The sequence below is a fragment of the Olivibacter sitiensis DSM 17696 genome, assembly GCF_000427965.1.
In the GTDB taxonomy this organism is placed as follows: Bacteria; Bacteroidota; Bacteroidia; order Sphingobacteriales; family Sphingobacteriaceae; genus Olivibacter; species Olivibacter sitiensis.
The window spans coordinates 1-12580 of the sequence record NZ_ATZA01000039.1 but is presented as its reverse complement, the minus strand read 5'-3'; the positions used below and the strand labels follow the sequence as shown (position 1 = coordinate 12580).

Below are 12580 nucleotides of genomic sequence, written 5' to 3'. Positions count from 1 at the left end.
CTGATCTAATAAAAGTTGTACGCTATAAGTTTTAAGTAGTCTCAAATCTCATAACTAATGTCTCATATCTAAATATTATGATAAAGTATTCTTTTAAAATCGTTTGGCGTACTTTCCTTAAGGAATGGAAATATAGCGCCATAAAAATAGGTGGATTTGCCTTAAGCATTGGCGCATGTCTCCTCATACTCTTGTATGTTTTGCATGAACGGGGATATGACAAATCCTACCCCGATTCCGACCGCATTTATCGCTTGGTCGGTCAATCGCAGAATAACCAAGGAGAAAACACAAAAGGGACTTCTTTTCCCGCTCCTATGTCAAAGGTGCTAGAGGATTACTTTCCAGATATAGAAGTTCAGGGTCGTCTTTTGCCCAGCCCACTATTCGGTGCAGGTAGCAACCAGATTAGTACGGAAGACAAGCCAGAGCTGTTTTACGAAGAGGGGTTTACTTTTGCCGACCAAGCAATTCTTGACATGATGCCGCAGCCAACGGCCTACGGAAATTTGAAAGACGCTTTGAAAAATCCGATGAGTGTTGTCATCACGAAAAGAAAAGCCGAAAAACTTTATCCCGGTATCGACCCCGTCGGCAAACGCCTTTTTATCAACGGAGACCAATCGGTGGCGATTACCATCACCGCAGTTATGGAGAATATTCCTTCCAACTCCCACCTACATGGCCTGGACTTTTTTGTATCATTGAACAACATGCATTTTTATGAAGGAGAACAAGAGAACTGGAATGCCAGCAACTATGTCATTTACCTAAAAATCAAACCTAGTGCCGATATCAGTTCGTTACAGAATCGGATGGGTGATTTGGTCATCAACGACTACATGATCCCAGCGGCAAAAACTGCTGGAAGACCAATTACCGAACGGATGAAATCTGCCAAATTGATATTGCAACCGATACAGGATATTCACCTCAATTCGTATGACATACTTGATTATCAAATCTTTACAGACAATAAAGGAGATCAGCGGGTAGTTTGGTTATTTACCGCAACAGCCATTTTTATTTTAGCCATCGCTGCCATCAATTTTGTCAATCTGGCAACCGCACGTTCTGCCGCAAAAGCACGGGAAGTAGGTATGCGCAAAATAGTAGGATCCAAACAATCCGCTATTGTCCTCCATTTTTTATTGGAGTCCATATTTTATTGTTCACTGGCAGTACTACTGGGCATCCTTGCCGCTGTGCTTTTTTTGCCAATATTCAATCAGTTGAGCGATAAAACCATAGCATTTCCTTGGCGGGAATGGTGGTTCATTCCATTTCTGGGAACCACCTCTTTGGTTATCGGTGTACTGGCGGGCGTGTACCCTGCCTTCTACCTCTCATCCTTCAAACCTGCTACCGTCCTGAAAGGAAAGACCAGTACCGGCGCACGTCAACCGATTTTACGCCGAGGGTTGGTAGTCTTCCAATTTACCATTTCTGTCATCTTGATCGTCTGTACTTTAGTTATCCATTATCAGATGCAATTTATCCTCCATAGGCAACCCGGATTTGACAAATCACAAATAATGGTTTTGGAGGGTACAAACATGCTGGGCAGCCAAGTCCAGGCTTTTAAGTCGGAGTTGAAAAGATCTGCGCTTGTTCAAAACGTTACGATAGGCGATTATCTACCTGTACATATGGCGGCGGCAAAGCGCAATGGCAATCCAATATGGAACGAGGGTACAAAGCAGACCACCGATCCGGTGCAATCGCAATTTTGGCAAGTGGATGAAGACTACATCGGAACCATGGGAATCGACCTCACTGCGGGGCGTAATTTTGCTTCTTCCATGGCGACAGACTCCCAATCGGTCATCATCAATGAAAAGCTTGCCAACATGCTTAATTTAGAGCAACCTGTTGGTGCACGCATTGTGAATGATTGGCAAGCATTTACCGTCATCGGGGTAGTTTCGGATTTTGAATTTGAATCCATACGCGAAGGTGAAATAGGTGGTATGGCACTTGCTTTGGGGCATAGTCCGCACATGATCTCGGTCAAACTCAAAGAGGGCGATATCGCTCAAAGTGTGGAAGAAGTGAAACGTATATGGAGCAAATTTGCACCCAATCAAGACATGCGGTTTTCGTTTATGGACAGTCAATTCGAGTCCATTTATAAAGACGTTGTCCAAACAGGATATATTTTTACTGGATTTGCGGGACTGGCCATCTTCATCGCTTGTCTGGGCTTGTTTGGCTTGGCAGCTTATATGGCTGAGCTTCGTACCAAGGAAATCGGCATCCGCAAAGTATTGGGCGCATCCATTCCTGCCATCGTCAATCTTTTGGCCAAAGGATTCATCATGCAAGTATTCCTAGCGGTCATCATCGCCTCTCCCATCGCTTGGTGGGCGATGAGCAAGTGGCTCCAAGATTTCGCGTATCGGATTGATATCGAATGGTGGATGTTTGCCTTGGCTGGATTGGCGGCCGTGGCAATCGCCTTGGCAACGGTAAGCTGGCAGGCAATCAAAGCGGCATTGGCCAATCCGGTGGATAGTTTAAGGGATGAGTAGCTAAGCTTAAGAACTTTACCAAAGTTTGCCGGCGCTATGGCCTTTGCGCGCAACTTTGGTAAAGTTTTTCGGATTTATTTCGTTAAGATTATTAAGAACTAAAAGCAAAAAATTTGCCTGACGGCAGTCGGGGACCAGAGACTAAAGCAGGAAAAGTTACACGTGATAAGTTTTAAGTAGTCTCAAATCTCATATCTAATGTCTCATATCTCAATACGCATATCTCAATACTAAAAATATGATAAAGAACTATTTCAAAACCGCTTGGCGAAGCCTATGGAAAAACAAGGGATATTCGGCCATCAACATTATTGGTCTGGCTATCGGCATGGCCGCCGTATTGATCGTTTCCCTATGGGTGCAGAATCAACTGCAATACGATAACTTTTATACGCATAAGGATGATATCTATAAACTTTGGAATCGATATTCAGACGAAGGAAAAGTAAGTGTTCATGACATCACCTCTGGACCTGCCGCCATTGCGTTAAAAGAGGAATACCCCGAAGTGGAACACGCTGCACGCATGTACTGGTCTACCGACCGCCTTTTGGCCTATGGAGACAAAAGCCTCAAGTCCATCGGGAACGCGGTAGATCCGTCTTTTTTACAGGTTTTTGGTTTTCCCTTGCTTAGTGGCGATGCAACAAAACCTCTGGATGGTCAAAAAAGTATCGTTCTTACCCAACAGCTGGCCAAGCGCTTATTTGGCGATGAAGATCCATTGGAAAAAATAGTGACTTTGGACAACGAAGAACCTTATAAAGTTACGGCTGTGCTTCAAGATCTCCCCAGCCAGACCGATTTTGATTTCAGCTATCTGATACCCTTGGATCATACCAATACGTACATTAGCAGTTGGAATACAAACACGTACTACACCTATGTACGGTTACGCAGCGGAACGGATGTGGAAGCTTTTAACAAAAAAATAGCGCCTATCGTTAGCAAACACGCGCCTGATATGAAGTCTAATTCCATATTTCTTTATCCGATGTCAAAGATGCACCTCTATTCACGCTTTGAGAATGGTATTCCCATAGGTGGAAAAATTGAGGAGGTCCGTCTGGTTGTTGGAATAGGCTTACTGATCTTGTGTATTGCCTGTATCAATTTCGTCAACCTGAGCACGGCCAGGAGCCAAAAAAGAGCGAAAGAAGTCGGTGTGCGCAAGGTTATCGGTGCCGGAAAAAGCAGTCTCATCGGCCAATTTCTGACGGAATCCGTTATGATCGCGGTTATTGCCGGAATACTTGCGATATTATTGAGCTTTACGGCGTTGCCGCTGTTCAACCGGGTATTGGACAAGCCCCTTTCACTAGAAGTTGCCAATCCTTTGATTTGGTTGGGCTTGCTAAGCTTCATCGGCTGCACAGGATTGCTTGCCGGGACTTATCCTGCATTTGTCCTATCGGCTTTCCAACCGATAAAAACCTTAAAAGGTCTAGTAAAAAAAAGCCAGTACACGCTAAACTTTCGTGAAGTATTGGTGGTTTTGCAATTCGGTATTGCTACGGTTCTCATCGTGGCCACATTGATCGTACGCCTTCAAATCCGTCATGCCAGCGAACGTAACGTAGGCTATACGACATCGCAGCTGCTCGAAATTCCGCTAGAAGGAGGCGCTGATAAAAACTATGAAGCCATCAAAGCCGAACTGTTGAACAGTGGTGCCGCAAAAGGAGTGACACGCACGGGATGGACGATCACGACGAATGCGTCCTCGTCAAGCGGAGGTTTTTCGTGGGATGGGGCCACACCCGAACAAATAAAAAACATGTCCTTTGAACTCGCCCGTGCGGAAAGTGATTTTGTAAAAACCGTAGGCTTAACGCTCATCGATGGGCGTGATTTCGATTATGCCCGCCTTCCGGCAGACAGCAGCTCCGTGATACTGAACGAAGCGGCCATCAAAACCATGGGGCTTGAAAATCCCGTAGGGAAATACCTAAAATGGGGCGATGACACCTACACCATAGTAGGTGTTTTCAAAGATTTCATCAGCGGTTCTCCCTATCGAGATATTACACCGATGCTGGTATATCCTTCCAAAAATTGGATGTTCAATATGATCGTTCGTACAGACGAACATCGCTCCATGCAGCAGAACCTGCAAACCATCGAAAATATTTTAAAGAAATTCAATCCCGCATATCCGTTCAACTACCATTTTGTAGATCAGCGGTATGCCGAGAAGTTTAAAGATCAGCAGCAGACGGCATCACTATCGTTTATATTTTCCTTGTTGGCCATTTTTATCTCCTGTTTGGGTCTATTGGGACTTGCATCGTATATCGCAGAAACGCGTATCAAAGAAATCGGCATCCGCAAGGTATTGGGAGCATCTGTTTCAGGTATAGCGACACTGCTCACCAAGGATTTCGTCAAGTTGGTATTGATAGCCATTATCATCGCCTCCCCTATCGCTTGGTGGGCCATGAGCAAGTGGCTGGAAGATTTCGCCTATCGGATCGATATCGAATGGTGGATGTTTGCCTTGGCTGGATTTGCTGCCATAGTGATTGCGTTGCTCACCGTTAGTGGACAGGCGATACGAGCGGCAATAGCCAATCCGGTGGATAGCTTGAGGGATGAGTAGCTAAGCTTAAGAACTTTACCAAGGTTTGCCGGCGCTATGGCCTTTGCGCGCAACTTTGGTAAAGTTTTTCGGATTTATTTCGTTAAGATTATTAAGAACTAAAAGCAAACAACTTGCCTGACGGCAATAAGAGACCAGAGACTAAAGCAGAGAAGTTACACGTGATAAGTTTTAAGTAATCTCAAATCTCATATCTAAAAATATGATAAAGAATTATATCAAAATCGCCTGGCGGAACCTCTGGAAAGACAAAACGTACACGGCAGTCAATATCCTGGGGCTCTCCATTGGCCTTACCGTTTTCCTCTTGATACTGCTCTATGTCAACCGCGAGCACAATTACGACCAATGGGATCCCGAGCTTAGGCGTGTGTACCGCTTAGGGGTAAGTGAACGTAACGAGGACGGGCTGGAAAAATCGCCATCTGTACAATATCCTTTGGGTACCTACCTGCAGGAGGAATGCCCGGAAGTAGAACTGATGTCGCGAGTAAGTATTCCTTACGAGGAAAATATCATCGCCATCAGCGAACAGGAGTTTTTCGAAAAACAGGTCATCAGTGCCGACAGCAATTTTTTTGCCGTCTTTCCTTACCCTTTTATCCACGGGGATGCACGGACAGCCCTCAACCGCCCCAATACGGCGGTGATCACCAAAGCCATGAGCGAGAAGTTGTTCGGAAAGGGAAATCCACTAGGCAAGACCCTCACTGTGAATACACAGACAATATACACCATCACGGGGGTAATCGAAAAACCCGGCCCATCGCACCTCGATTTCAGTGTCTGCCTTTCCTACCATTCTCTGCATTTTGCGTCCAACTGGTTTATGCGTAACCACGACACCTATGTACGGCTGAATGCACATGCTTCAGTTGCCAATCTGCGGGAAAAGGCAAGCAGCATATATGCCAAGCATTACGCCGCTTCACGCACGGATGGCAGTGCCGGGTCGAAAGTAGAAATAGAAGGTGATCCGGTACGTTGGCTGGCCGAAAATCGAGGCATCGCAGATCTAGGTGTATTCTTTGAACCTGTGCAGGCCATTCACCTGCAGCCTGAAGGGTTCGAGGAATGGTCGTCACAGGTCCCCGTATACGATTTCGACAAAGGAAACCGAATGCCCGTAATGGTTTTCTCCCTAATTGGTTTTTTGGTGCTGTTATTGGCCTGTATAAACTATACCAATATGGCCATAGCACGTGCCGGAAGACGCGCCAAGGAATCTGGCATGCGCAAGGTGATGGGTGCTTCGCGCAGACAGCTCATCATACAATTTCTGATGGAAGCCTTTATCCTGTGCCTACTTGCACTATTATTGTCCTTGTACCTCACCGTGGCACTCAAAGACTTGCTCAATACTACCTTCCTGCTCGACCTGCAATTGTGGAACGATATCAACCAAGGGCAAAATCAGCTGCTCCTCTGGCAATTGGCGTCGATTGTACTGGCCGTAACGCTCGTTTCGGGGGGATACCCCGCATTCGTACTATCCGCATATCGCCCGGTGAAAGTGCTCAAAGGCAACATCTCCCGAACAGTAAAGGGCAAATGGCTGCGGAATAGTCTAGTGGTCGCCCAGTACAGCATTGCCTCCTGCTTCATCATCAGTGTGCTCGTCATTTTCCTGCAATTGCGTTTCATGCAGGATAACGATCCTGGCTTCGACGGTGCACAGGTACTACGCATACAGCGAACCAATACGCTGTTGTTCCCTGGGCAGCCAAACGACCGATCTACGGAAATCAAAAATCGATTGCTCCAAATACCGGGTGTACAACAGGTAAGCAGTGGCAATTTTTATCCGGGAATGGCCAGTGGTACGATCCAAACCGCAAGCTACGACGGTGGCAATACGTTACCTATCCAGTTTAGCCTCATCAATTTTGGCTTCTTTGACGTTTTGGGCATGGACATTGTCAAGGGAAGGGATTTTTCCGAACAATATGCACGCGATACAGTGGATGCCGCCATTATCAACGAGGCAGCTGCCAGAAAAATGGGCTGGGAAAACCCCTTGGACAAGACCGTGGATCTGATGGGCATGAAGTACCGCATCATCGGCCTGCTAAAAGACACCCACCTATCGGGCTATGATACCGAGATAACACCTCAAATCTATATGATGGGCGTAGATGAACCAAGAAATTTTATAGGACACAGCAACCTGTTCGTCAAAATAGACGGAAAGCAGGCTAAGGATGCCGCACAATCAGTAGCGGCTCTCTGGAAAACGATAGAGCCCGAGTTTCCGGTACGTTACTCCTGGGTGGATCAGGATTTTGCCAAATTGATGGAAAAATACGAACGCTTTGGCAAATTGACGGGCTACCTTACCTTGGCAGCCTTGGGTATTGCCCTCATGGGCATTCTGGCGTTGAGTGCGTTTACTGCGCAGCAGCGCACCAAGGAAATCGGCATTCGCAAGGTACTGGGGGCTTCCGCATCGGGTATTGTAACATTGCTTTCCAAGGATTTCGTAAAACTCGTGCTGATAGCCATCCTCATAGCTTCCCCTATCGCCTGGTGGGCTATGCACAAGTGGTTGGCCGACTTTGCCTACCATATCGACATCCAATGGTGGATGTTTGCCGCTGCGGGATTGGCAGCAGCGGTGATTGCCTTGGCTACGGTAAGCTGGCAGGCGATACGCGCGGCAATAGCCAATCCAGTGGATAGTTTAAGGGATGAGTAGCTAAGCTTAAGAACTTTACCAAAGTTCGCCAGCACTACGGCTTTTGCGCGCAACTTTGGTAAAGTTTTTCGGATTTATTTCGTTAAGATTATAAAGAACTAAAAGCCCCATCCCTCTTCAACCCAAACAATGGCCTGAGAAAATTTACCCTGCGGATAACAAACTCATACGACGCGAAACATCCGATACCGGTAAACACCAAAAGCAAGGCAAATTGAAGGGGAGCGGCCACGTCTAATGGGAATATCAACAGCGACCCAAGGTATAGAAATACCATATGGACAATGTAAACGGGATAGGCTGCCTGACTTAAATAGGTCAATGCTTTGCTAGGATGATTGAGATATTTATGGCCAAATGCAAAAACCGAAATAATCCAGCAATTGGACTCTATAGCAAGCAGGTAATTCGGTGCATAGGGTTGGAAATACACGAACCTAAGAATAAAAGCGATGATCGCAAGGCCTAGGAACAACCATCGCCATCTCGCGATCATCGCCCAAAAGGTACGGCCGGATAAGACGAAGCAAAAGCCGAAGAAAAATGCCAGCAGTCCCAGCCAGAACCCGTGCCAAGTCATAGCATATAGCTTAAAAGGTCTTGGGTCCAGAAGTAACGCTTCGGCGACAAACACGCCCATGACTGGCAGCAATCCCAAGGGATTGCCAAGGCATTTCCTCATCCAGCTCACGAGCCTACCCTGCCCATTCCGCTTCAAATAAAAGAAAACCGGCGACAGCAGGAGGACATAGACAAAGATATTGCCCAAAAACCATAAATGGCCCGGATTGGGGAAATAGGCCAGGTCAAACTGATAATAATATTGCCAGATATACACATGGACAGGCACGATAACAAAAACGCCAAATAAGAATGGCAGCAAAATCCTACTGGCCCGTTCAAGTAACAGTTGCTTCCAATTTCTATGCTGGATGGCGAAATAAACGCCCATGCCCGACACAAAAAACAACAGCGGTATACGCCATACATTAAGCATGGTCATGGGAATCCATAATGATTCCCATGACTTATTTGTGGTGATAAACCCTATCATGCCTCCCCAGGGTTGGAAACCAATGGCGGCATGGTAAAACAAGAGCAAACCTATGGTGATTACCCTTATCCAATCGATATCGTATCTTCTAGTTGATGTTGACATTTTTGTTCTTAATTCTAATGAGACCTCTCCACTCCCCGCAACCCACTGCTGACCCACGGTCGAGGTGACGACATTAATACCTAAACTCACCTTATTTCAGCATCTCCTCAATTTCCCGCCTTACCTTTTCAAGATAGGCATAGTCGAGCTTTAGTCCCATGGGTTCCAGCATCTTGCCCATCATATCGTAAGTGCTTTTCACCTCACTGAAAGGAGCAGCTACGGATTCATAGGCAGTAGCACCATACTTATTCTTTATGGTTTTATCGGCACCCTTATCCAACAACATTTGCACGATTTCCGGTCTACCGAAAAAAGCAGCCGTAATAAGTGCCGTGGATCCTTCCTTGTTCTGGAAATTCAAATCGGCTCCCGCATCTATCAATAGCTTGGCCATCTCGGGCCTATCGAACAAGGCAGCAGATATCAACGGACTCGACCCGCCGTAAGGGTCTTTTTCGTCTAGGTCGGTCCCGGCGGCAATATGTTGCCTCAGTGCCTCTTCATTGCCCGTTGCTACTGCGGCATGGATATCAACTGCCGGGGGTTTTACCTTGCTCTTATCGGATGACGAGCCACTTCCACCAGAACAGGCGCCCATTATCAATAATAATGTAAAGAAAAAGACACCCTTAGCGTCTACTTTCAGCAAATTGTCTTTTTGTGTTTTCATACTGTTTTTTTTTTTAAAATTACTATGCTTGTTTTCGATGTTGTAAAGGTCGGTCGCTTTCATTTCGCGGATTAAATAGTTTTGATGCCAAAAGCATCAAGTTTGAGGGAAGTCATATAAATTATGATGAATCGGTATAAATTATGACGCAAAAGCCAATGCAAAGGGTATATTTGTTTCACAAAAGAAAGTCAATGCCATGCCTGATTTGCAGCCCGACACAAAAGACTTTATAAGCCAAATCACTACCATTGTAGAGGATAACCTATCCAATGAACAGTTCGGCGTGTCGGAGCTGGCAGATGCGTCGCACATGAGCCGATCGAACCTGTTGCGCAAGGTGAAGCACCTGACCAACCTATCGGTGAGCCAGTTCATCAGACAGGTGCGCCTCAAGCATAGTATGGATATGTTGAGAACGTCTTCCTTGACGGTTTCCGAAATAGCCCACCAAGTGGGCTTTGGCAGCACATCGTATTTCATCAAATGTTTTCGCGAATATTATGGATATCCGCCGGGAGAAGCCAATAAAAGAAGCGAAACGGAAAGCGAAGTGAACGAGGTGGATTTCGCTCGGCCCAACCGCACACGACGCCCCATAATCCTCGCGTTCGTCGCCTTGCTTATATTGTTTGGTATTGGCTGGATGGGCTATTATCTGTGGCCGTCCCCCGAACCGATTACATTGGAAAAATCAATAGTCGTATTGCCCTTTAAAAACGACAGCAACGATTCTACCAACGTCTACCTCATCAATGGCCTGATGGAGTCAACGCTAAACAACCTACAAAAGATAAAGGATCTGAAAGTTATCAGTCGCACATCGGCCGAAAAGTATCGGAACACGGCCAAGTCCATCCCGGAAATGGCCAGGGAACTGAATGCAAATTATTTCGTTGAAGGAAGCGGACAAAAAATCGGTAACCAGATCTTATTGAACATTCAATTGATCGAAGCATCGAGCGACAAGCACCTATGGACGAGGCAGTACCGACGTGAGGTGAAAGACATCTTTCAATTGCAACAGGAAATTGCCAAGGACATTGCCAGCGAGATCCAGGTGATTGTCACCCTAGATGAGAGAAAGCAAATAGAGAAGAAACCCACGGAAAATCTGGTGGCCTATGACCTGTTCCTAAAGGGGCTGGATTTGTTACGTCAAGGCGGTAGCGAAAACCTGGAAAGTGCGATTGCCTATTTCAAAAAGGCCATTGAACAGGACAACAAATTTGCGCTCGCCCATGCTTGCGCTGCCATAGCTTGCTACTACCTGGATATTTTTCAAACGGAGAAGAAATACACAAGTGATATTGCCTCTTTTGCAGATAAGGCATTGTTCCATGATCCCGTATTGCCGGAAAGCCTGATAGCCAAAGCCCTGTTCTATGCGCACAAAGGCGAGTACGAAGCTGCAGTTCCTTATTTCGAAAAAGCATTGGAATACAATCCCAATTCCATTTTGGCCATCAATTTTCTCTCGGACCTATACAATGGTTATCTGCCCAATACCGCCAAATACCTGGAATATGCGCTCAAGGGGCTTCGGCTAGATGCCAAAGCGCATGATTCTGCCGCAATGAGCCTCAATTATCTGCACCTGAGCAATGCCCTTATCCAAACCGGATTTATAGAGGAATCCCTCGACCATATCAACAAATCATTGGATTACAATCCGGGAAATTCCTTCTCCATTTGGGTCAAAGCGGCCATTCTCTTTGCCAAGGACAAGCGTGTCGAACAGGGTAGGCAATTGCTGCTGAAAGAATTGGACAGGAATCCCGCACAGTTGCATTTCCTGCAAGAAGTGGCCAAAACGTACCATTACACTGGAGACAACAAAGAGGCCTATCGGTACTTCAAGCAATTCATCGACCTTCGGGAAGCGCAACAGGTGGATGTATTTAAAAACGTAGACCTCACGATAGCCATTGTCATGTCCCAAATGGGAATGAAGGAAGAAGCGAAAAAATTCGCTGCCAGTTTCAAGGCTTATGCGGATAGCGACCAGTCTATCTACAAAGAGGTACATTTGGCGCTATACCATTTGTATCTGGGAAACAATCAAAAATCAATTAATCACCTCAAACTGTTCTCGAAAGAAGACAATTTTCAATATTGGATCCTTTTATTGCCACAAGACCCCATAATGGATCCCATTAGGAGCAATCCCAAATTCAAGAAGGTCATGCATACCATCGAAACCAAGTTTTGGGATAAACATAAGGAAATTAGGATATCTTTGGAAGATAAAGGATTGCTGTAGCAATGGTCACACACACAAACTGTTGATTTTGACCTCCATTGATATATTAGCACTTTTTTATCTATCTTTGTGTCAATGGGATTTTAAATACCAATGGCATGACAACATTCACCGTAAATATTAATGACAAGCAGTCTGAAAAAGTAATCAAGGCCTTTTTTGATGCGTTAAATATCCCCTATCAGATTCAAACGGGAAATGTCGATGAAGCATGTCGTCCGTTGAACAAAAAAGAGCAAGAACTTTTCGATAGACTTAAGAACTCGCTGTCTGACATTAAAAAATATGAAAAAGGGGAACTTGAATTGAAAGATGCAAGAATTTTTTTGAATGAGTTTTCTAGTTAAGACCACCCCAGATTTTGAAAGATCAACAAAAAAAATCACTACTGACCGACAAAAAATAATTTAAGGAGCTGCCATATCTGGCAAGCTCCTTTTTTCATATTTTGGTTTTACGACAAACTAAAAATATGAGTGATAAAAATACAGAAAAGAAATTAGTCGGTCAGCCAATCTTCAAACAATTATTAGGTTTTATTCCAAGGAACAAATTTGAGATGCTTGTGAGCAAGCACCGGTCTGACCGCTATTACAAGACCTTTGATTCATGGACACAACTCATGACGATGCTGTTCGGAATATTCAGCCGATGTGATTC

Annotated in this window: 8 protein-coding genes; 6 read left to right on the top strand and 2 right to left on the bottom strand. The window is 45.4% G+C overall.

Features of this window, described 5'->3' with window-relative positions:
- Nucleotides 1-77 precede the first annotated feature (77 nt).
- From A37S_RS0116950 to A37S_RS0116940, 3 genes are all read left to right on the top strand, one after another.
- Nucleotides 78-2531, top strand: a complete 2454-nt coding sequence (locus A37S_RS0116950) for an ABC transporter permease (RefSeq protein WP_028298026.1) — start codon at nucleotides 78-80, stop codon at nucleotides 2529-2531.
- Nucleotides 2532-2769: 238 nt separating this feature from the next.
- A complete protein-coding gene (locus tag A37S_RS0116945) occupies nucleotides 2770-5130 on the top strand; it encodes an ABC transporter permease (protein ID WP_028298025.1) in 2361 nt (786 codons plus the stop codon).
- A 202-nt stretch (nucleotides 5131-5332) separates the two neighbouring features.
- Nucleotides 5333-7825, top strand: a complete 2493-nt coding sequence (locus tag A37S_RS0116940; protein ID WP_028298024.1) for an ABC transporter permease — start codon at nucleotides 5333-5335, stop codon at nucleotides 7823-7825.
- Nucleotides 7826-7913: 88 nt separating this feature from the next.
- On the opposite strand, the gene A37S_RS0116935 is transcribed toward A37S_RS0116940, so the two are convergent.
- The gene (locus A37S_RS0116935) at nucleotides 7914-8984 is read right to left on the bottom strand and encodes an acyltransferase family protein (RefSeq protein WP_028298023.1); all 1071 of its coding nucleotides are present in this window, start codon (nucleotides 8982-8984) and stop codon (nucleotides 7914-7916) included.
- A gap of 91 nt (nucleotides 8985-9075) precedes the next feature.
- A complete protein-coding gene (locus tag A37S_RS0116930; protein WP_028298022.1) occupies nucleotides 9076-9657 on the bottom strand; it encodes an ankyrin repeat domain-containing protein in 582 nt (193 codons plus the stop codon).
- Between the two features lie 199 nt (nucleotides 9658-9856).
- Here A37S_RS0116930 and A37S_RS0116925 point away from each other — a divergent pair, with 199 nt between their 5' ends.
- The 3 genes from A37S_RS0116925 to A37S_RS25060 all read left to right on the top strand — a co-directional run.
- Entirely contained in the window at nucleotides 9857-11920 is a 2064-nt protein-coding gene (locus A37S_RS0116925; RefSeq protein ID WP_028298021.1) for a helix-turn-helix domain-containing protein, read from the top strand.
- A gap of 98 nt (nucleotides 11921-12018) precedes the next feature.
- Nucleotides 12019-12267, top strand: a complete 249-nt coding sequence (locus A37S_RS0116920) for a hypothetical protein (protein ID WP_028298020.1) — start codon at nucleotides 12019-12021, stop codon at nucleotides 12265-12267.
- Nucleotides 12268-12392: 125 nt separating this feature from the next.
- A partial coding sequence (locus A37S_RS25060; protein WP_028297637.1) for a DUF4372 domain-containing protein occupies nucleotides 12393-12580 on the top strand: 188 nt, incomplete at its 3' end.